This window comes from Burkholderia sp. LA-2-3-30-S1-D2 (assembly GCF_001523915.2).
GTDB lineage: Bacteria > Pseudomonadota > Gammaproteobacteria > Burkholderiales > Burkholderiaceae > Burkholderia > Burkholderia diffusa.
This window is the reverse complement of record NZ_CP013384.1, coordinates 1,050,606-1,072,718: the sequence shown is the minus strand read 5'-3', so window position 1 is coordinate 1,072,718 and position 22,113 is coordinate 1,050,606. Positions and strand designations below refer to the sequence as shown.

13 protein-coding genes are annotated in these 22,113 nt (G+C 68.8%); 6 read left to right on the top strand and 7 right to left on the bottom strand.

Translation table 11 applies throughout. The features are described from left to right. Positions 1–148: 148 nt before the first annotated feature. Entirely contained in the window at positions 149–1,237 is a 1,089-nt protein-coding gene (locus WS66_RS17610) for a glycosyltransferase family 9 protein (protein WP_059600382.1), read from the bottom strand. A gap of 324 nt (positions 1,238–1,561) precedes the next feature. Beyond that, a complete protein-coding gene (dnaE, locus tag WS66_RS17605) occupies positions 1,562–5,095 on the bottom strand; it encodes a DNA polymerase III subunit alpha (protein ID WP_059600381.1) in 3,534 nt (1,177 codons plus the stop codon). Positions 5,096–5,317: 222 nt separating this feature from the next. Here dnaE and WS66_RS17600 point away from each other — a divergent pair, with 222 nt between their 5' ends. After that, on the top strand, positions 5,318–6,172 hold the full coding sequence (locus tag WS66_RS17600) for a sulfurtransferase (RefSeq protein WP_059600380.1): 855 nt from the start codon (positions 5,318–5,320) through the stop codon (positions 6,170–6,172). A 22-nt stretch (positions 6,173–6,194) separates the two neighbouring features. Then, positions 6,195–7,088, top strand: a complete 894-nt coding sequence (gene gluQRS, locus WS66_RS17595; protein ID WP_059600379.1) for a tRNA glutamyl-Q(34) synthetase GluQRS — start codon at positions 6,195–6,197, stop codon at positions 7,086–7,088. 246 nt (positions 7,089–7,334) lie between these two features. On the opposite strand, the gene WS66_RS17590 is transcribed toward gluQRS, so the two are convergent. From WS66_RS17590 to purT, 4 genes are all read right to left on the bottom strand, one after another. Continuing rightward, complete coding sequence (locus tag WS66_RS17590; RefSeq protein ID WP_059600454.1) at positions 7,335–8,894, bottom strand: DEAD/DEAH box helicase; 1,560 nt, start codon at positions 8,892–8,894, stop codon at positions 7,335–7,337. 433 nt (positions 8,895–9,327) lie between these two features. Further along, positions 9,328–9,711 carry an MliC family protein gene (locus WS66_RS17580; RefSeq protein WP_059600378.1) on the bottom strand — a complete coding sequence of 128 codons (384 nt, stop codon included), beginning with the start codon at positions 9,709–9,711 and terminating at the stop codon, positions 9,328–9,330. Positions 9,712–9,793: 82 nt separating this feature from the next. Then, complete coding sequence (locus WS66_RS17575; RefSeq protein ID WP_059600377.1) at positions 9,794–9,988, bottom strand: DUF6726 family protein; 195 nt, start codon at positions 9,986–9,988, stop codon at positions 9,794–9,796. 18 nt (positions 9,989–10,006) lie between these two features. Next, on the bottom strand, positions 10,007–11,221 hold the full coding sequence (gene purT / locus WS66_RS17570; RefSeq protein ID WP_059600376.1) for a formate-dependent phosphoribosylglycinamide formyltransferase: 1,215 nt from the start codon (positions 11,219–11,221) through the stop codon (positions 10,007–10,009). A gap of 216 nt (positions 11,222–11,437) precedes the next feature. Here purT and WS66_RS17565 point away from each other — a divergent pair, with 216 nt between their 5' ends. Then, positions 11,438–11,983, top strand: coding sequence for an META domain-containing protein (locus tag WS66_RS17565; RefSeq protein WP_059600375.1), 546 nt, complete (start codon positions 11,438–11,440; stop codon positions 11,981–11,983). Between the two features lie 180 nt (positions 11,984–12,163). Beyond that, positions 12,164–17,014: a DNA translocase FtsK gene (locus tag WS66_RS17560; protein WP_059600374.1), complete on the top strand. Its 4,851-nt coding sequence runs from the start codon at positions 12,164–12,166 to the stop codon at positions 17,012–17,014. A 100-nt stretch (positions 17,015–17,114) separates the two neighbouring features. Here WS66_RS17560 and WS66_RS17555 read toward each other — a convergent pair whose 3' ends face one another. Further along, positions 17,115–18,362 (bottom strand): lactonase family protein, encoded by a 1,248-nt coding sequence (locus WS66_RS17555; protein ID WP_108064692.1) that lies wholly within the window; start codon positions 18,360–18,362, stop codon positions 17,115–17,117. A 165-nt stretch (positions 18,363–18,527) separates the two neighbouring features. On the opposite strand from WS66_RS17555, the gene WS66_RS17545 reads away from it, so the two are divergent. Both WS66_RS17545 and WS66_RS17535 read left to right on the top strand, forming a co-directional pair. Next, a complete protein-coding gene (locus tag WS66_RS17545) occupies positions 18,528–20,357 on the top strand; it encodes a glycoside hydrolase family 15 protein (RefSeq protein WP_059600372.1) in 1,830 nt (609 codons plus the stop codon). Positions 20,358–20,612: 255 nt separating this feature from the next. Beyond that, complete coding sequence (locus WS66_RS17535) at positions 20,613–22,100, top strand: polyhydroxyalkanoate depolymerase (protein ID WP_059600371.1); 1,488 nt, start codon at positions 20,613–20,615, stop codon at positions 22,098–22,100. The last annotated feature ends 13 nt before the right edge of the window (positions 22,101–22,113 follow it).

Sequence of the window (22,113 nt, the reverse complement as noted above, 5' to 3'; positions counted from 1 at the left end):
GCGGTCGGTAGCTGGGGCACCCGCCCGGCATCGCGGCGGGCAACGACGCGTCGTGCACGGCGGGGCCTGCGGCCATCGCAACGCCTGGTGCCCATTTGCCCGTTCGACGGCAGCGCCGGCAATGCCGTCGCCGCCTGGCTTCCCGGGGCTACGAAACGAATGCGTCGACCCCGGGTGCCGCGAACGTGGCGGCCGGGAGCGGCGCCGCTGCCTCCATCGCGTCGTCGGGCTGTCCGGCCGGCATCAACAGATGAAGCACCGCGCGCTCGAGCGCGTCGACGCCGATCGCGTCGACCGTCGCACCGGCCCGCAGGATCACATGCGGCACGCCGAGCGGATGCCAGCGCCGGTATTTCTCGGGACGGTCCTCGAACAGCGCGGCGACCGGCACGCCGAGCGCCGACGCGAGATGAACGGGCGCGCTGTCGGCCGACACGATCGCGTCGAGCAGGCTCGCGGCGGCCACCAGTTCGGCGACCGACGACGGCGCGACATGCCGGGCGCTCACGTCCCGCCACGTGTCGTGATCGGCCGCGGCCGACACGGCGGGATCGCGGAACACGATCACGTCGGCGAGCGGTGCGAGCCGCCGGCCGAGGTCGCGCCATCGATCGGCCGGCCAGCGCCGCTCGGCCGCCTTGTTCGACACGAAGAGCCCGACGCGCGGCTTCGTGCGCGGCCCGAGCAGCCGAGACCACGTTTCCTGCAGCGCGCGGTCCGGGTGGACGGACAGCTTGAGACCCTCGAGCTCGGTGCGGCCGAGCTCGGGCACGAGCCGGAATCCCGACAGCGCCTCATGGCACATCGGCCGCGACGCGACGTGTTCGGGCTTGCGATCGTCGAATTCTGAATCGGCATCGTGCCAGCGGCAATCCTTCACGCCGAGCTGCCGTGCGAACTGGATGCTGCTGCGATGCATGCCGCCGTTCGGCACGACCACGAGGTCGAACCGCAAGCGGCGCAGCCTGCGCACGAGCCGCAACCTGTCGAAGAACGCGCGCATCCGTCCCGGGCGGTCGTTGCGCTCGCACTGACGGCTGTACACGTAGGTATGGACCGTGTGCACGTCCGGATTGCCGGCCAGCGCGGCCGCGTTGTAGCGGTTCGCGACCACGTGCAGTTCCGCATCGGGCCAGCGCTGTTTCAGCGCGCCGAGAAAAGCGGTCGTGCACAGCATGTCGCCCAGAAAATCAATCCGGATCACGAGGATCCGCCCCGTCGGTTTCCCGTTGGCCATTGTTGTGGTCGTGCTGTCGGTTTTTTTATCGTCGCGTACCGACCGGCATCCTGGCGTACTTCCCCGTGCCGGCCTCGTCGCGCGGTCGCTCGCGGCATCGCGCCGCATCGCGTGCCGCGCTGAACCGCCCCCGTGTTCACACGCGCGATATCGCCTCCGGCCGGCGGACGTGCCGCAGCCGGCGCCGCATCCTCGTCGCGCGCGAGGGATTGTATAGCGTCCGGATGACGGCCCCAAGCCCCCGCCGAAATGAAAACGGCCCGCCGCACCGCACGATGGCGATGCGACGGGCCATGCAGGCGACGGCCGTCCGGCGGGGGGCGCTCAGTACGTGATTTCGACGATGCTGCCGTCGAACGTCGCACGCAACTCCGAGAGCAGCGTGTCGCTGGGTTTGACGCGCCACGCGTCGCCGAGACGCATTTCACCCTGTGCGCGCGCGTTGCTGTAGTGAATCTGGACCGCGAGCCCGTTCGGCAGCGGCGCCTGCGGGCGACGGCCGCCATCGCGTCCACCGCCACGCGGCGCGGGCGCCTCGACCGCCTGCGCGGCCGCCGGATCGTCCTTCGACACGTGCGGCTCGAGCACGCGGCGCAGCGCCGCCGCATCCGCATTGCCGTTCATCGTGAGACGCACCGCCTGCGCGTAGCGGCTGCGCGCGCGCTCGAGATCCATCACCGTGTCGGCCGTGAAACGGATGCCGCCGGTGAACGCATCGTTGCGCGCCTGCCCCTGCACGATCAGCAGTTCGTCCTCCTTGAACAGCGCCTTGTTCGCCTCGAATTGCTCGTTGAAGATCGTGATCTCGCACTGGCCCGAACCGTCGTCGAGCAACGCGATCAGCATCTTGCCGCGCTGGGTCATCTGCGTGCGCAGCGATGCGATGATGCCCGCGACGAGCTTGTCGCGCCCTTCCTTCAGGTCGCCGACCTTCTGCCGCACGAACCGGCGCACTTCGTCGCGATACGCATCGAACAGGTGCCCGGACAGATAGAAGCCGAGCGCGCCCTTCTCTTCCTGCAGGCGGCGCTTGTCGTCCCACGCGGGTTCGTCGACGAGCGCATGCGCGTGCGGCGACTCGGCCCCCATGTCGAACAGGCCGGCCTGCATCGCATTCGCCGCGGCCTGGTCGGCCGCTTCCATCGCGAGCGGCACCGACGCGAGCATCTGCGCGCGATTGGCGTTCAGCGAATCGAACGCGCCGGCACGGATCAGCGCCTCGACCGTGCGGCGGTTGACGACCCGCCGGTCGATCCGCTCGCAGAAATCGAACAGGTCGGTGAACGGCTTTTCCTCGCGCGCGCGCAGGATCTCCTCGATCGCGTTCTGGCCGCTGCCCTTCACCGCGCCGAGACCGTAGCGGATCGTGCGCGAGCGCTTGCCGTCGGCTTCCGCGACGGGCTCGAACCGGTAATGCGACTGGTTGATGTCCGGCGGCAGCACGGTGAGGTTGTTCACGACGCAGTCGTCGAACAGGATCTTCACCTTGTCGGTGTCGTCCATCGCGAGCGTCATGTTGGCCGCCATGAATTCGGCCGGATGGTGCGCCTTCAGCCACGCGGTGTAATACGCGAGCAGCGCGTAGGCCGCCGCGTGCGACTTGTTGAAGCCGTAGCCCGCGAACTTCTCCATCAGGTCGAAGATCTCGTCGGACTTCTCGCGCGTGAGGCCGTTCTTCGCCGCACCCTCGGCGAAGATCTCGCGGTGCTTGGCCATCTCCTCGGGCTTCTTCTTGCCCATCGCGCGACGCAGCAGGTCGGCGCCACCGAGCGAGTAGCCGCCGATGATCTGCGCCATCTGCATCACCTGCTCCTGATAGACCATGATGCCGTAGGTCTCTTTCAGGACGGGTTCGACGCGCGGATCCGGATAGTCGACCTTCTCGCGGCCGTGCTTCCGTGCGCAGAAGCTCGGGATCAGGTCCATCGGGCCCGGACGGTACAACGACACGAGCGCGATGATGTCCTCGAAACGGTCGGGCTGCGCGTCCTTCAGCATGCCCTGCATCCCGCGGCTTTCCAGCTGGAACACGGCGACCGTGTTGGCCTTCTTCAGGATCTGGAATGATGCCGGATCGTCGAGCGGCACCTGCGCGAGCGACCAGTCGGCCTTCGACGCATCGAGACGGCGGATATAGCGCTCGGCCCAGTCGAGGATCGTCAGCGTCGTGAGGCCCAGAAAGTCGAACTTCACCAGGCCGACGGCTTCGACGTCGTCCTTGTCGTACTGGCTGACGACGCCGCCGTCGTCGCCCTGCGTGTACAGCGGGCAGAAGTCGGTCAGCTTGCCCGGCGCGATCAGCACGCCGCCCGCGTGCATCCCGACGTTACGCGTCAGGCCCTCGACGCGCTGCGCGAGGTCGAGCAGCTGGTGCACTTCGTCCTCGTGGTCGTAGCGCTCCTGCAGTTGCGGCTCTTCCTTCATCGCGTCGGCGATGGTCACGTGCTTGCCGGGCTTGAACGGGATCAGCTTCGCGACGCCGTCGGTGAACATGTAGCCGAGGTCGAGCACGCGGCCGATGTCGCGCACGGCAGCCTTTGCGGCCATCGTGCCGAAGGTGGCGATCTGCGACACGGCGTCCGCGCCGTATTTTTCCTTCACGTACTGGATCACGCGATCGCGGCCGTGCTGGCAGAAGTCGATGTCGAAGTCGGGCATCGACACGCGCTCCGGATTCAGGAATCGCTCGAACAGCAGGTTGTAACGCAGCGGGTCCAGATCGGTGATGCCGAGCGCGTACGCGACCAGCGAACCGGCGCCCGAGCCGCGGCCCGGGCCGACCGGCACACCGTTGTTCTTCGCCCAGTTGATGAAGTCCGCAACGATCAGGAAGTAGCCCGGGAAGCCCATCTTCGTGATGGTCCCGCACTCGAACTCGAGCCGCTTGTAGTACGTCTCGCGCTGCGCTTCGCGCTCCGCCGCATCCGGATACAGCTGTTCGAGGCGCTTCTCGAGCCCTTCCTTCGACAGCTGGACCAGGTAGTCGTCGAGCGACATGCCGTCCGGCGTCGGAAACAGCGGCAGCTTCGGCTTGCCGAGCTCGAGCTTCAGGTTGCAGCGCTTCGCGATCTCGACGGTGTTCGCGACCGCCGACGGCAAGTCAGCGAACAACGCGACCATGTCGTCCTGCGTGCGGAAATACTGATCGGTCGTGAAGCGCTTCTGGCGTCGCGGATTCGCGAGCATGTCGCCTTCCGAGATGCACACGCGCGCTTCGTGCGCGGTGAAGTCGTCATCGGTCATGAACTGCGTCGGATGCGTCGCGACGACCGGCAGCTTCAGCGACGCGGCGAGCGTCGCAGCCTGCTGGATGTACGTCTCGGCGCCCGGCTGGCCGTAACGCTGCAGTTCGATGTAGAAGCCGCCCGGGAACACCTTCGCCCAGCGCTCGGCATGCCGGCGCGCGGCTTCCTCGTTACCGGCCGCGAACGCGAGCCCGATATCGCCCTGCTGCGCACCCGACAGCGCGAGCAGCCCGTGCGAGAGCTCGCCGTCGAGCCAGCTCGCATCAAGCTCCGCGCGGCCGCGATACTGGTTCGTGAGCCACGCCTTCGAGAGCAGTTCGCACAGGTTCAGGTAGCCGACCTTGTCCTTCACCAGCAGCAACAGGCGCGACGGTTTGTCGCGATCGTCCGGATTGGTGATCCAGACGTCGCAGCCGGCGATCGGCTTGATGCCCTTGCCGCGGGCTTCCTGGTAGAAACGGACGAGGCCGAATGCGTTGCCGAGATCGGTGAGGGCGAGCGCGCCCTGACCGTCCGCGGCTGCCGCCTTGACGATGTCGTCGAGACGCACGATGCCGTCGGCAATCGAGAATTCGGAGTGAACGCGAAGATGGACGAAGCGGGGATCTGACATGGGCGATATTGTAGCCGCGTCGTCGCGCCGGCTGCCCAAAAAATCCCCACGCCCGGCCGTTCGGCCGATGCGCGCGACGTCGGCCGAATGGTCAGGTGCCGGTGCATGCGCAGTTTGCGGGATAATACGGGTTTTCGAATCATCGCCCCGGCTTCGCACCCTTTTTTGCGGGGCCGCCGTGCGCCCGCCGCACGGCCGCGGCCGTTTTCCCGTCGGACCATCATGACCATCGTCAACCTTGCCGCCTACCACTTCGTGTCACTCGACGCGACCGAGCAATGGCGCCCGCTCGTCACCGCCCGCTGCAACGAACTCGGCCTGCGCGGTACGATCCTCCTCGCGCCGGAAGGCATCAACCTGTTCATCGCCGGCCCGCGCGAAGCGACCGACGCGTTCATCGACTACATCCGCCACGATCCGCTGTTCGAAGGCAAGTTTGCGACGCTGCAGTTCAAGGAGAGCCTGTCCGACTCGCAGCCGTTCCGCCGGATGCTCGTACGCCTGAAGCGCGAGATCATCACGATGAAGAAGCCCGCGATCAAGCCGGAGCTCGGCCGCGCGCCGTCGGTCGACGCGCGCACGCTTAAGGCGTGGCTCGACCGCGGCCACGACGATGCCGGCCGCCCGGTCGTGATGCTCGACACGCGCAACGCGTTCGAAGTCGACGTCGGCACGTTCGACGCCGCGCTCGACTACCGGATCGACAAGTTCAGCGAGTTCCCGGAAGTGATCGACGCGAACCGCGCCGATCTCGAGGGCAAGACGGTCGTGTCGTTCTGCACGGGCGGCATCCGCTGCGAGAAGGCAGCGATCCACATGAAGGAAATCGGCATCGAGAACGTGTACCAGCTCGAGGGCGGGATCCTGAAGTATTTCGAGGAAGTCGGTGGCGCGCACTATCACGGCGACTGCTTCGTGTTCGACTACCGCACTGCGCTGAACCCGCAACTGCAGCCGACCGAAAACGTCACGTGCTTCGCGTGCCGCGCGGTCGTTACGCCGGAAGCCCAGCAATCGCCGAGCTACGTGGCTGGCCAGTCGTGCCCGGCCTGCGCGCAGGCAGCCAGCGCCGCGTAAGCGCGCGTCGCTCCGCGCCCCGATGAACGGCTACCGTGGCCGCTTCGCGCCGTCGCCCACCGGCCCGCTGCATTTCGGCTCGCTGGTCGGTGCGCTCGCGAGCTGGCTCGACGCGCGCGCGCACGGCGGCGCGTGGCTCGTGCGCATCGAGGACATCGACGGCCCGCGCACGGTGCCCGGCGCTGCTGACGACATCCTTGCAACGCTCGCGCATTTCGGCATGACCCCCGACGAGCCGCCCGTGTGGCAAAGCACGCGCGATGCCGATTATGCGGCCGCGCTCGAACGGCTCGTCGCCGCGGGTCTCGTCTATCCGTGCGGCTGCACACGCAAGGAAATCGCCGATTCGCTGCGTGCCGCGCACGAGCGCCACACGACCCTCGCGTATCCAGGCACCTGCCGCACCGGCCTGCACGGCAAGCCCGCGCGTGCATGGCGGCTGCGCGTGCCGGACGGCGACGATGCGATCGTCACGTTCGACGACCGCTGGCAGCACACGCAAGCGCAGAACCTCGCGACCGAAGTCGGCGATTTCGTGCTGAAGCGCGCGGACGGCCAATGGGCGTATCAGCTCGCGGTCGTGGTCGACGATGCCGACGCGGGCATCACCCACGTCGTGCGCGGCGCCGACCTGCTCGATTCGACCGCGCGCCAGATCTACCTGCAGCGCTGTCTCTGCGTGCCGACGCCCGCCTACCTGCACGTCCCCGTCGTCGTCGATGCGAACGGCGAAAAGCTCAGCAAGCAGACCGGCGCGATCGCGCTCGAGCGCGACGATCCGCTGCCGGCGCTGCGGGCCGCCGCCGCGCATCTCGGCCTTGCCGCCGATGGCGCCCCGTCGGGCGATACGATGGATGCGTTCTACGCGGCCGCGACCGATGTGTGGGCGCGTCGCTTCGGGCCACGCGCCGGCTGAGTCGCTCGCAGGATCCCGGTTCGTATCGACCAGGTTCCGGAATTCGTCGGCGCTGAATCGACCGGAGACCAGACGCGCGCCGACGACCCTGCACCGAAGCCCCGCTGCCCGCGCGACAAGTCACCCCTCCTCTCGACGGCCTCGTCACGAATCGTCTCGCCCAATGAAAAACGGGCACATGCTCATCGCATGCACCCGTTTCCGCGGCAGCGCTCGCGCGCCGCACCGACCGCCTGAACCGCCCGCTTACGCAGACGGCTTGCGCGGCATTCCGAAGCCGCCGAGCAGCGCGGCGACCTGACGCTTCGGCCCCTTCTTCTCGGGCTGCTGCCCGGACTTCGTCTCTTCCGGCTGTGTCGCCGGCGCCGACGGTTCGTACGGCTTCAGGAAGAAATCGTCGATCGGCGCCTCGTGACGACGATGATGGCCGCCACGCTCGGACCCGCCCGAACGACGCCCCGACGCACCGCGATGCTCGTCGCGCTCGCGGCGGCCGCCGCGTTCGCCGCCGCGTTCGCCACTGCGCTCCCCCCCGCGATCGCCGCCACGCTCGTCGTGACGATGGCGCGCCGGCTTGTCGATCGCGAGCGTCTGCACGTCGAGCGGACGCTTGATCAGCTTCTCGATATCGGCGAGCTGCTTGCGCTCGTTCGGGCTGCACAGCGACAGCGCATCGCCCGTCGCGCCCGCGCGGCCCGTGCGGCCGATCCGGTGCACGTAGTCTTCCGCGTTGAACGGCAGGTCGAAGTTGATCACGGCCGGCAGTTCGGCGATGTCGAGACCGCGCGCGGCCACGTCGGTCGCGACCAGCGCCTCGATTTCGCCGCGCTTGAACGCGTCGAGGGCCTGCATCCGCTCGATCTGTGTCTTGTCGCCGTGGATCGCCGACGCAACCACGCCGTCGCGCTCGAGGTTGCGGGCCAGCCGGCTTGCGCCAATCTTGCTGTTGCAGAACACGATCACCTGCTTGAGCCCGCGATCGCGCAGCAGCTGCACGACGGCGGCCTGCTTGTCGCCTTCGGCGACGTCATAGACGATCTGCGTGACGTTCGCGTTGGTCGAGTTGCTGCGCGCGACCTCGATCGTCTGCGGGTTGCGCAGGTAGGTCGACGCGAGCTTCTTGATTTCCGGCGAGAAAGTGGCCGAGAACAGCAGCGTCTGACGCTCCTTCGGCAGCAGGTTCAGGATGCGCTGCAGATCCGGCAGGAAGCCCATGTCGAGCATCCGGTCGGCCTCGTCGAGCACGAGCATCTGCACCTGCCCGAGGTTTGCCGTCTTCTGCTGCACGTGGTCGAGCAGGCGGCCGGGCGTCGCGATCAGGATCTCGACGCCGCGGCGCAGCTCGGCCATCTGCGGGTTCATGTCGACGCCGCCGAACACGACCGCGCTGCGCAGCGGCGTGTGCTTCCCGTACGCATGCACGTTCGCGGCGACCTGGTCGGCGAGCTCGCGGGTCGGCGTGAGAATCAGCGCGCGCACCGGGTGGCGCGCGGGCGATGCGCTCGTGTTGGCCTGCGGCAGCAGCCGCTGGAGGATCGGCAGCGAGAAACTCGCGGTCTTGCCGGTACCCGTTTGCGCGGCGCCCATGACGTCGCGGCCGGCGAGCACGACCGGAATGGCCTGCGCCTGGATCGGCGTCGGCGTCGTATAACCCTGCTCCGCAATGGCTTTCAGGATATCGGCGGCAAGGCCGAATTGATCGAAGGTTGCGTCGGCTGGCTTAGCGACAGAATCGGACATGGTGGCGTTTCGCTCAAAAGGCGCGGCGGGGACATCGTGCGTCAGGCCGGCCGGGCCTGCGCTCATCACATTTCGGAAGTAGACGGAGCCGCGGCGCGCCGCGCGGCGCCGCTCTGGCGCTTGGGACCGGTTCATTTCGAACATCGGGCGCCACAGGCCGTGCGGACTCCGTTCGGCGCGAATGCCGGCGGAAAGGGCCGTATTGTAGCACTGCGCGGCAATCTGTCCGTGACAACGCCGCGAACGTCCACGGTGGCGGTTCGCGGCGAGTTCCGGCAGGCCGGGCGCGGGCGGATGCGTCAAGCGACCGGGCTATCCCGATCGGCCGATGGGGAAAAAATAGGGGTCGAATTGCGGGCGTGTGGTTCGGGAAGTCGGCAAGCGGTCGACGAACCCGAGCGCCGCCTGCCCCGCGGTCCGGCTCGAGGCCGAACCCGGCTGCCCGCATCGATCGCGGCAATCGGCACGCCCGCACGGCGTATTCGATCGCGTGCGGCGCTCAGCCCTTCTTCTTTTTCTTCTTCTCGACCTGCACGCAGTCGCCCAGCAGCGGTGCCGCATTCTGGTCTGCGATCTCGTCGCGCAGCGTCCCTTCCTTGCCCTTCGTCCACCACGTATAGCGTCCGGCCTGGTAGCGCACGCCAGACGCCGAAACGGTATCGACGAACAGCAGCTGCTGCCCGTTGACCGGCACCAGCGCGAAGCTCTGGCCGTTGCCCGCGCGCCAGTACGACACCCGCACCGGCTGCTTCTGGTTCGCGCATTGATAGAACGCCTGCTGGCGCGAATCGGCGTCGATCTCCTCGACGGTCAGTTGCGCGGCATGCGCGACGGAAACGGCGGTGCAGGCGAGCGCGAGCGCGGCGAAGGCTTGGCGAATCATGCAGGTCCTCTCACGAGACGGGTGTAAGCACGCCCTCACGGGGCGCGCGGTTATCGTTGGTTATGGGTTGCGCGTTCGTCGGTCAGGGATCGATGACGTCGGCGCACGCGTCGGTCGGCGCGGCCGCGACATGGCCGACGACTGGCACGATCTTCAGCCCGGCCGACACGACCCGGCACGGCGCGGCCGCGAGGCCGCACCCCGCGAGGCTCGCGACCAGCGCCAGCGCGACGCCCACCTTGCCGATACGTCCGATCCCCCGCCATGTCGACGCCATCGCGCGCTCCTCGTCTGGTCAGCGCGCCGACACGGGCCGCACGGCCGCCGCGGCGCGCTTCGCGCGTTCACGGGCTTCGTCGACGGTCGCGCCGGTCGCGAGGGCGACACCCATGCGCCGCTTCGCGAAGCTCTCCGGTTTGCCGAACAGGCGCAGGTCGGCGCCCGGCACGGCCAGCGCGTCGCGCACGCCCTCGAACGCGATGCCGCGTTCGTCGAGCCCGCCGTAAATCACCGCCGACGCGGCCGGCGAGCCGAGCGTCGGATCGACCGGCAGCCCGAGAATCGCGCGCGCGTGCAGTTCGAATTCCGACTGGCGCTGCGACGCGAGCGTCACGAGGCCGGTGTCATGCGGCCGCGGGCTCACCTCGGAGAACCAGACTTGGTCGCCGCGCACGAACAGCTCGACGCCGAACAGCCCTCGCCCGCCGAGCGCCTCGGTCACCTTGTGCGCGATCTCACGCGACTTTTCCAGTGCGACGGCGCTCATCGGCTGCGGCTGCCACGATTCGACGTAATCGCCCGCCACCTGCACGTGCCCGACCGGCTCGCAAAAGTAGGTGCGCGTCTCGAGCGTCGCCGGATCGATCGCGCGCACGGTCAGCTGCGTGATCTCGTATTCGAAATCGATGAAGCCCTCGACGATCACGCGGCCGTGGTTCACGCGGCCGCCCGCCATCGCGTAATCCCAGGCCGGTTTCACGTCGGCCTCGGTCCGCACGACCGACTGCCCCTTGCCCGACGACGACATCACCGGCTTCACGACGCACGGCATGCCGATCTTCGCGACGGCCGCGCTGAACGCGTCGAACGACTCGGCGAACGCATACGGCGAAGTCGCCAGCCCAAGCTCCTCGGCCGCGAGGCGGCGGATGCCTTCGCGGTTCATCGTGAGCTGCGTCGCGCGCGCGGTCGGGATCACCTCGGCCAGGCCGGCCGCCTCGATCGCCGCGAGCGCATCGGTCGCGATCGCCTCGATCTCCGGCACGATCAGGTGCGGGCGCTCGGCCTCGACGACCGCGCGCAGCGCGGCGGCGTCGGTCATGTCGATCACGTGCGCGCGATGCGCGACCTGGTGGCCAGGCGCATCGGGATAACGGTCGACCGCGACGACTTCGACGCCGAGACGCTGCAACGCGATGATGACTTCCTTGCCGAGTTCGCCCGCGCCGAGCAGCATGACGCGCGTGGCCGAGGGTGAAAGCGGCGTACCGAGCCGCTGACCGATCTGCATGTGATTTCCCGCTGGTTCTGTTGGAGGACGAAAACGGCTTCGATGTTAACACGCGCACCCGCGCCGGTCCGGCCGGTTTCGTCGTTTCGCCGCCCCGCCGCGCGAGGCCCGCGGGTGGGGTGCGAACGTTTTCGCGCGCGAAGTGTCGGCTCGCCTCGCGCGGGGCGGGTGCGTTACTCTTACGGCTTGATCAGAATCCGATGAGGAACGAGGCTCATGTCCCACCTGTCCGCCGCCGCACGCGCACGCACCGGCCTGCTTCGCCCGTTGCGCGCGCCGCTCTGCGCGTTGACGCTTGCCACGCTTCTCGCCGCCTGCGCGATGCCGACCCACCCCGATTCCGCCGCCCCCGCACCCGACCCGTACAACCCCGCCGCCGTCCAGCTGCTCGACGACACGAGCTGGGAGCTCACGAGCTGGGTGAACGCCGACGGCACGCCGCGCACGATTCCGCACGGCGACAACGGCGAGCCGATCAAGCTCGCGCTGTCCACCGAATCGGGCGTCCGGCGTGCCAGCGGCTTTTCCGGCTGCAACCGCTACATGGGCACCTATGCGCTGAAGAACGGTCTGCTCAGCTTCGGGCCGCTGGCCGGCACGCGCATGGCATGCACGAACACACTCGGCGGCCAGCTCGAACACGCGTACCTCGATGCGCTCGCGCACATCGAGAAGACCGGCGTGCAGATGCGCGAGCCGCAGCAGCTGCAGATCGTGACCGAAGCCGGCGCAACGCTGACCTTCACGCGCCGGAGCCCCTGATGCCGCGCGCGGGCGAAGGCCGACCGGCCGCCTTCGCCACGCGCGAATCCCGGACGCACGCGTCCCGCGGCCTGGAAGCGCTTCGACGCCTTCATGCTGCCTTAGAGTCCTGTTCGCCGGCCGGTTAAACTCGGCGGGTCGCGCACCGCGCTCCCCACCCTCTTCCTGTTTCATCAAAGCATGCACACGGTTGTCTTCGGCTGGTTCGGCATCTCCGCCGTCTGGTTCCTCCTTCTCACCTGGCGTCTCGTTCAGGCGATGCTGCCCGGCGGCGGCGGACTCGCCGGCCGCGGCTCGATTCGCCTGTGGCTCGGCTTCGCGGCCGTGTTCATCGCGAGCTGCGCGCTGACGAGCCCGCTGTCGGGCCCCGACACGAACGCGCTCGGCCACGCGTTCTCGAACGGCTTCGCGCATGTGCTCGGCCCGATCGGCACGCCGGTCGCGATGGTCGTGCTGTTCTTCGCGGGCCTGCCGTGGCTGACCGGCATCGGCTGGCGGCAGTTCGCCGCGTGGGTCGACACGTCGTTCGGCGTCAAGCTCGCGCGCGACGTCGACGACGACGTGCGCGGCGTCGCCGACCTGCCGCGCAGCGCGCTGCATCGCGACGACGACATCGTGCAGCCGACCACCGCACACACCGTCAACTCGATGGCGCCGCGCCAGAATGGCCGCTATTCGCGCCCAACGTTGTGGAAACCCGATCCGCAAGCCCGGCCGAAGCCGCGCGGCAACGCAGCGCCGCGTCCGCTCACCGAGCCGGTCGCGCCGTCGGGCTGGCTGAAGCCGACATCGGCCCATCGCATGCCCCCGCCGCCCGCACCGGGCACGACGAACGCCATGCCGCCGCCGCCGACCGGCAGCACCGCCAGCCTCGCGCGGGCCGCCGCGAACGCACAGGTGCCGCGCCCGAATCCGGCCCCGCTTCCGGCCGGGTTCGAGCCCGTTCGGCCGCAACCGACCACCGCGCGACCAGCCGCGGCCGCATCGAAGCAGCCGGCCGCGCCGCGCACCGTGGTCACGCCGCGCCCGGCCGCCGCGACGCCGCCGCGCACGCCCGCACGCCCAGTGGCGGGCGCCGGCGCCGCCGGCCCGTCGCCCGACGCGACACGGCGCCGCCCCGCGGCACCGGTCCCCGCGCGCGCACCGCTCTACGCATGGGTGCAGCAGCCCGCGGAGCCGATCACGCCGGCGCCGAGCGTTCACGACACGCTGCGCTCGATCGAGGCCAGCACTGCGCAATGGGCGACGCTGGACGATGTGCGTACACCCGATGCGGCACCGGCGACGGCCGCCGCGACGACCTTGGCCGGCGCAGTTGCGGCGGCAGGGAACGTCACGGCGTCGGCATCGACGGTCGTACCCGCCGGGATCGTTGCGGGCGCGCATCAGGCCGCGCCCCGCGACGCAGGCCTTTCACGCGAAGCCGCGCCGGCATACGACGACGCACCGATCGTGCTCGATGCATTCATGCCGGCCGAGCCGAGCGTGCGCATGCCCGTTGTCGATGTTGGTACGAGCATTCCGGCCTTCGGTGAAACTGCGCGGCATGCCGCACCGGATACCGGCGTCGAGACCGATGCACCGACGCGTCAGGCGGACGCCGATGCGCCCGCCGCGCCGGCACTCGATTTCCCGATCGACTTTGCACCGTGGGAAGACATCGTCAGCGCGCCGGTTTCCAGACTCGGCGCATCGCATGAAAACCTGATTGCCGCGCCGCTGTCCGGCGCGGACGAGTCGGCGGCGACGAGCGAATCTGTCAATACGCATCCGGCCGCCGCTACGTCCGCGGCAAGCGACATAGGCCGCACCGCCGATGCGAAGGAAGCGGCAACGGCCGCAGGGACGGTCGGTCAGATCCAGTCGCAATCCACGCCGCCGGCCGATACCGCCGTATCGGTCGATACGAAACAGGACACGCAAGCAGCTCGGGACGTCGTGAAATCTGCCCAGCAGGTCGCGCCGACCGCTCCCCTCCCCGCTTCGTCGATCGCGGCAACGCCCACGTGGCCGCTTGCCGATGCAATGCCCGTCGCGGCAGCGACGCCGGCAGCCTCGGACACGTCGAACGCCGCATCCGCAGGCGGCGTGACGGGAACGGCCTGGCATGCAGCAGCAAGGCACGCTGGAGAAACCGCACCATCGCCTGCCGGCACGCAACGCGCCATGCCACCCGCACCGGCGGCGTCGACATCCGCGATCGCGGAACCTGCGTCCGCATCGTGGTCGAAGCCGTTGTCCGCTGAATCCCCCTCTCCTGCGCAGACGATTTCGTCAACTGCCGCGTCGTCGCGCGCCGGCACCGCGCCGGCACTCGCGAACACGTCGAACAGCACACCTGCCGCCGCTACGCCTTCGTTGTCCGGCATGACGAGCACGGCCTCCTGGTCGCCGTCGCAATCGCCCGCATTGGCAGCGCCCGTTGCATCGGCCGAGCCGTCCGCGCCGGCGGGCGCCACGGGGATCGCATACGGTTCCATCGGTCACGTGCCGGCAGCGGCAGCATCGGCGCTCGGTACCACGGGCGCGGCATCGGCCACGGTCACGCCGGCACCCGCACCGACGACACCCGCCCACACGCCTTCGACCGGTGCCGCCGCCCTTCCCACCGCGCAGCCGCCCGCACCCGCGGCGACGTCTGCTCCGACGGCTGCGACCGGAGCCCACGGTGTGACCGTGACACAACCTTCTGCGGCCGTTCCAGGCATGGCGGCGGCGTCTGCCCTGACGCCCGCGATGAATGCTTCCGGTCCGGCCATGTCGCAGCCGTCCGCGACCGCGCCGATCGTGGCAGCCGCGACGGCACCCGCATCGACCGGCATGTCCTTCACCGCAACCGGATTGCAGCCGGCGCAAAGCACGCAGGTGTCGCCTGCGATCGCGTCTACCGCCCCGTCCGGCAGCGCATCGACCGCATCGGCGACGCCTTCGACAGCACCGACGAGCCGCACGCCTGACGCTTGGTCGACCGGCACGCAGGCCGTGCCGGCCGGAGCAGCGCACTCAGCACCCGGCATCGCGCCTTCCCCGTCGGTCGTCCCGGCGCCGTCTTCCGGCGCGCTCGCCCAAACGAGCACGATCGGTGCCGCTGCGCCCGCCGCGTTCGGCGGCGTGCCTGCGGCGTCGGGTAGCGCGCCGGCCTCCTTCGCCACGACCACCGCCGCGACGGCATCGGCCGCGTCCCCGACTTCCGCGACGGCGCCTGTGTCGGCAATGCCAACCTTCTCCGCACCGGGCGAATCCATCGACACGGCGACACCGGCGCACGCCATCGCGTCCGCACCGGCGCCGCAGGCCCCGTCGTTCACCACTCCGCTGGCTCCCGCGGCTGCATCGGCGAGCTGGTCCATGCCCGGCACCGGCGCGACGCCTGCGGCAACCGGCACCGCCATCCCGGCCGTCACGACCGCACCGCCTCCGGACGCAACGCTTTCCGGGACCACCATGCCGCCGGCTCCGGCGGAATCGAGCGTCCCGGCCCCGGACGCATCGGCCGCACCCGCGCGCCAGCCGCGCCCGAACGCGTTCGAATTCCACGCACCCGCATCGTTCAACGTCGAACTGCCGACGCTCGACCTGCTTGAGCCTGCCTCCGACGACGTCGAAACGATCACCGAGGAACACCTCGCGCAGACCGCCCAGGTCATCGAGCAACGCCTGCAGGAGTTCAAGGTGCCGGTGACCGTGGTCGGCGCATCGGCGGGCCCGGTGATCACGCGCTTCGAGATCGAACCCGCACTCGGCGTGCGCGGCAGCCAGATCGTCGGCCTGATGAAGGACCTGTCGCGCGGCCTCGGCCTCACGTCGATCCGCGTCGTCGAGACGATTCCCGGCAAGACCTGCATGGGCCTTGAGCTGCCGAACGCGAAACGCCAGATGATCCGCCTGTCGGAAATCCTCGAATCGCGCCAGTACCAGCATTCGGCATCGCAGTTGACGATCGCGATGGGCAAGGACATCACCGGTCACCCGGTCGTCACCGATCTCGCGAAGGCGCCGCACATGCTGGTCGCCGGCACGACGGGTTCGGGCAAGTCGGTCGCGATCAACGCGATGATCCTGTCGCTGCTGTACAAGGCGACGCCCGAGGACGTGCGGCTCATCATGATCGACCCGAAGATGCTCGAGCTGTCGGTCTACGAAGGCATCCCGCACCTGCTGGCGCCGGTCGTCACCGACATGAAGCTCGCGGCGAACGCGCTGAACTGGTGCGTCGGTGAAATGGAGAAGCGCTACCGCCTGATGTCGGCCGTCGGCGTGCGCAACCTCGCAGGCTTCAACCAGAAGATCCGCGACGCGGAGGCGAAGGAAAAGAAGATCGGCAACCCGTTCTCGCTGACGCCCGAGGATCCCGAGCCGCTGTCGAAGCTGCCGCTGATCGTCGTCGTGATCGACGAGCTGGCCGACCTGATGATGGTCGCCGGCAAGAAGATCGAGGAGTTGATCGCCCGCCTCGCGCAGAAGGCGCGCGCGGCCGGCATCCACCTGATCCTCGCGACGCAGCGCCCGTCCGTCGACGTGATCACCGGCCTCATCAAGGCGAACATCCCGACGCGCGTCGCGTTCCAGGTGTCGTCGAAGATCGACTCGCGCACGATCCTCGACCAGATGGGCGCCGAATCGCTGCTCGGCCAGGGCGACATGCTGTTCCTGCCGCCGGGCACGGGCTACCCGCAGCGCGTGCACGGCGCGTTCGTCGCAGACGAGGAAGTGCACCGGGTCGTCGAATACCTGAAGCAGTTCGGCGAGCCGCAGTACGAGGAAGGGATTCTCGACGGCCCGGCGGCCGACGGCGCGACGCAGGACCTGTTCGGCGACGCGCCGGATGCGGAAGCCGATCCGCTGTACGACGAAGCGGTCGCGTTCGTCGTGCGCACGCGGCGCGCGTCGATCTCGTCGGTGCAGCGCCAGTTGCGCATCGGCTACAACCGCGCCGCGCGACTCGTCGAGCAGATGGAAGCGGCCGGACTCGTGTCACCGATGGGCATCAACGGCAGCCGCGAGGTGCTCGTGCCAGCCGCGGCCGACTGAGCACGGCGGCCGCGCGGCCGACGACGACCGATACGGGCACCCCGCGCAAGCGGCCGCCCGAACGAAAAAGGGCGCTGCCGAGGCAGCGCCCTTTCAGCATTTATTGCGCCACCGGCACCAGCTTGAAGTCGACCGGGCTGCCGACCGCCACCTTCTGCGGATTCGGGCCGAGCTGCCCCGTTTCGACGTCGCGACTGAATACGTAGAACGTGTCGCTGTCCTGGTTGCCGACGATCAGCCACTTGCCGGTCGGATCGATCAGGAATTCGCGCGGCGTCTTGCCGAGGCTCGACTGGCGGCCGACGGTCTTCAGCCGGCCGTCGGCCTTGTTCACCGCGTAGATCACGATGTCGTTCACGTCGCCCCGGTTGCTCGCGTACAGGAAGCGGCCGTCCGGCGACAGATGGATCGCACCGCCGCCGACCTTGCCCTTGAAGCCCGGCACCGTCATCGGCAGCGTCTCGACCGGCGTGAGCTTGCCGTCGTGGTAGCCGAACACCTCGACCGCTGCGTTGAGCTCGCTCGTCACGTACGCGAACCGGCCGTCGTCACTGAACACCATGTGACGCGGGCCGGAGCCGGCCTTCACCGGCGTGTAGCGCGTGTCGGTCGGGCTGATCAGCCCGCGGCTGCCGTCCACCGTGTAGCGGTAGCCGTAGATCTTGTCCGCGCCGAGATCCTGCACGAACAGGTAACGGCCGTCGGGCGAGAACACCGTCGAGTGCACGTGCGCGCCGTCCTGGCGCCCCTTCACGGGCCCCGTGCCTTCATGATGCACCGTCAGCACGGCCGGGCCGACCGCACCGCCGTCGCGGACCGGGAATACGGCGAAGCTGCCGCCCGGATCGGCCGCGACCGAGTAGTTGGCCGTGACGAGGTACTTGCCGTCCGGCGACAGCGCGAGATAGCAGGGATCGTTCCCTTCCGACGACACGCGGTCGACGAACGTGAGGGCGCCTGTCTTCGGATCGAAGCTGAACGCGCTGATGCCGCCGCGCTGCGTGGCCGGCCCGTTGTCGCCGGGCAGTTCATTGACCGCGTAGACGGTGCGACCGTCGCGGCTAGGCAACAGGTACGACGGGTTCACGGTCTTCGCCGACGACACGGGCGCGACGCTGCCGGTTTTCGTATCGAAGCGGTATACGTAGATCCCGTCGCTGCCGTGCCCCGTATAGGTGCCCACCAGCAGGTTGTAGACGCCGTCGGCCGGCGCCGGCGATTGTTGAGCGAAGGCCTGGGTTGCGGACAAGGACAGCACGATCGCGAAACCTTTCATCCAGTGAGCGAGCCTAAGCGGGAACCCTCGTGTCGAAGCGCGTGCGTCACGCTCGCGTAAACGGCTGGGCATTGAATCCTCCTTGCATCGAGTCGCTTCAAGTGTTGAGATAGGACGAAACGCCGGCCGTTCATGCGCTCCGCCGCCCAGCCGAGTATACGGGGCGCGACGCCGTCAGGTGAAGCCCGGGCGCCGCAGCCTGCATAGTGAACTCGAATACCCAAGGACCGCTTGCCCATGCCCGCCCTGATCGAAGACTACGCCCTCGTCGGCGACGGCCACACCGCCGCGCTGATCTCGAAAGACGGCTCCGTCGACTGGCTGTGCTGGCCCCGCTTCGATTCGGGCGCCTGTTTCGCGGCGCTGGTCGGCACGCCCGAGCACGGCCGCTGGCTGCTCGCGCCGGCCGCCGACGCCGCGATCACGCACACGACGCGCCGCTATCGCGGCGATACGCTGATCCTCGAAACCGACTACGAAAGCGCCGACGGCGCCGTCACCGTGATCGACTTCATGCCGCCCGGCAACGGCTGGTCCGAACTGGTGCGGATCGTCGTCGGCCGCCACGGCACGATGAAGATGCGCATGGAACTGGTGTTGCGCTTCGACTACGGTTTCTCCGTCCCGTGGGTCACGCAGCTGACGCGCGAGGACGGCATGAAGGCGATCGCCGGCCCCGATACCGTCGTGCTGCGCACGCCCGTGCCGCTCACGGGCAAGAACCTCCATACGCTCGCGGAATTCACGGTGAGCGCCGACGAACGCGTGCCGTTTTCGCTCAGCTACGCGGCGTCGCACCTGCGGTTGCCGCCCGCGCGCGATCCGCTGTCGATGCTCGCCCGCACCGAGAACTACTGGCTCGAATGGTCGGGCCGCTGCCAGGTGCAGGGGCGCTACGCGGCCGCCGTGCGCCGCTCGCTGATCACGCTGAAGGCGCTCGCGTACGAGCCGACCGGCGGGATCGTCGCGGCGCCCACCACGTCGCTGCCGGAGAAGATCGGCGGCAACCGCAACTGGGACTACCGTTACTGCTGGCTGCGCGACGCGACGATCACGCTGCTCGCGCTGATGCGCGGCGGCTACTACGACGAGGCGCGCGCCTGGCGCACGTGGCTCGGCCGCGTGATGGCCGGCTCGCCCGAACAAATCCAGATCATGTACGGGATCGCGGGTGAGCGCCGCCTGCCGGAAATCGAACTCGACTGGCTGCCCGGCTACCAGGACTCGAAACCGGTGCGCGTCGGCAACGGCGCGGCGAACCAGCTCCAGCTCGACGTGTTCGGCGAAGTGATGGCCGCGCTGCACCTCGCGCGCGTGGGCGGCCTGCAGGCCGACGACACGGTGTGGTCCGTCCAGTGTTCGCTGCTCGATCATCTCGAGAAGATCTGGCAGGAGCCCGACGAGGGCATCTGGGAAACGCGCGGCGGCCGCCGCCATTTCACGTTCTCGAAGGTAATGGCGTGGGTCGCGTTCGACCGCGCGATCAAGTCGGCGGAGATGTTCCGGCTGCCCGCGTCGCTCGACCGCTGGCGCGCGCTGCGCGACCGGATCCACGCCGACGTCTGCGACAACGCATGGCACGAAGGCAAACGGGCGTTTACGCAGAGCTATGGCAGCGACGAGCTCGACGCGAGCGTGCTGCTGATGCCGCTGCTCGGCTTCCTGCCGCCGGAGGACCCGCGCATCGTCGGCACGGTCGACGCGATCGAGCGAGAATTGCTGCACGACGGCCTCGTGATGCGCTACCGAACGACGGAGTACGACGACGGCCTGCCGCCCGGCGAAGGCACGTTTCTCGCGTGCAGTTTCTGGCTGGTCGACAACTACGCGCTGCTCGGCCGGATCGACGACGCGCACCGGCTCTTCAGCCGGCTGCTCGCGCTGTCCAACGACCTCGGGCTGCTCGCCGAGGAATACGACCCGGTCGAGGGCCGGCTCGTCGGCAACTTCCCGCAGGCGTTCTCGCACGTTGCGCTGGTGCACACCGCGATGAACCTGATGCACCACGAGGACGCCATGGCGCGCGCGGCCGGCCAGCCCGCGCCGGCCGTGGCGACCGGGCGCTGACCGGGGGCGGAACGGGGGCGGAACGGGGGCGGAACGGGGGCTGACCGGGGGCGGAACGGCTTCTTCAGAGATCGTCAATTCGCAACAGTTTGATGAAAAATCGGGGAAATGTTGCATTGCACCACCCATCGTTGTCCGATATGATCGATTCGATTGTCCGGCCGCACTGCAACATGGCCGGTCGCCGACCCACACGGCACGCCGCGACGCCCCACGCCGCCCTTGCGCACCGTCCCCCACGCGGGAGTAGTCTGCATGCTTTACCAACTGCACGAATTCCAGCGGGCGATGTTGAGCCCGCTCACGGCCTGGGCCCAGGCCGCATCCAAGTCGTTCGCCAATCCGTCCAGCCCGTTCTCGCTGATGCCCGGCGCGACGCGGATGGCCGCCGCGTACGAGCTCATGTACCGGCTCGGCAAGGATTACGAGAAGCCCGAATTCAACATTCATCAGATCGTCAAGGACGGCCACAACATCCCGATCGTTGAGCAGACGATCGTCGAGAAGCCGTTCTGCCGGCTGCTGCGCTTCAAACGCTATTCGGACGACGCCGATGCCGTCACGCAGTTGAAGGACGAGCCGGTCGTGCTGGTCTGCGCGCCGCTGTCGGGCCACCACTCGACGCTGCTGCGCGACACCGTGCGCACGCTGCTGCAGGATCACAAGGTGTACATCACCGACTGGATTGACGCGCGGATGGTGCCGGTCGAGGTCGGCCCGTTCCACCTGCACGACTACATCGCGTACATCCAGGAATTCATCCGCCACATCGGCGCGCGCAACCTGCACGTGATTTCCGTGTGCCAGCCGACCGTGCCGGTGCTCGCGGCAATCTCGCTGATGGCGAGCCGCGGCGAGGACACGCCGCTCACGATGACGATGATGGGCGGCCCGATCGACGCGCGCCGCAGCCCGACGTCGGTCAATTCGCTCGCGACGCAGCACTCGACCGCGTGGTTCGAGAACAACGTGATCCACACGGTGCCCGCGAACTATCCGGGCGAAGGCCGCCAGGTGTACCCGGGCTTCCTGCAGCACACGGGCTTCGTCGCGATGAATCCGGAACGTCACGCGCAGTCGCACTGGGACTTCTACCAGAGCCTGCTGCGCGGCGACGAGGATGACGCCGAGGCACACCGCCGCTTCTACGACGAGTACAACGCGGTGCTCGACATGGCGGCCGAGTATTACCTCGAGACGATCCGCGTCGTGTTCCAGGAATTCCGGCTCGCGGAAGGCACGTGGGATGTCGAAGGCGAGCGCGTGCGTCCGCAGGACATCAAGCACACCGCACTGATGACGATCGAGGGCGAACTCGACGACATCTCGGGCAGCGGCCAGACGCACGTCGCGCACGAGCTGTGCACGGGCATCCCGCAGGACGATCGCCGCAGCCTGACCGCCGAGAAGTGCGGTCACTACGGGATCTTCTCGGGCCGCCGCTGGCGCACGATCATTTACCCGCAGCTGCGTGATTTCATCCGCGAGCATGCGCCGGAACCGAAGAACGGCGCGACCAAGGTGCCCGCCGAAGCACCGGCAGCGACGACGCTCACCGCCGTGCCGGCCGGCAAGCCGCAACCCGAGGTGACGGTGCGCGCGACCGCCCCGAAGCGCGCGCGCGCGAAGGCGCCGGCCGTGACGGTTGCGCCCGCCAAGACGGCAACCGCGAAGGCCGCACCGGCCGCGAAACGCGCGGGCGGCACACGCGCCAAAACCGTTCGGGCGCGCAAGGCCGCCTGACGCGCCGCGTTCC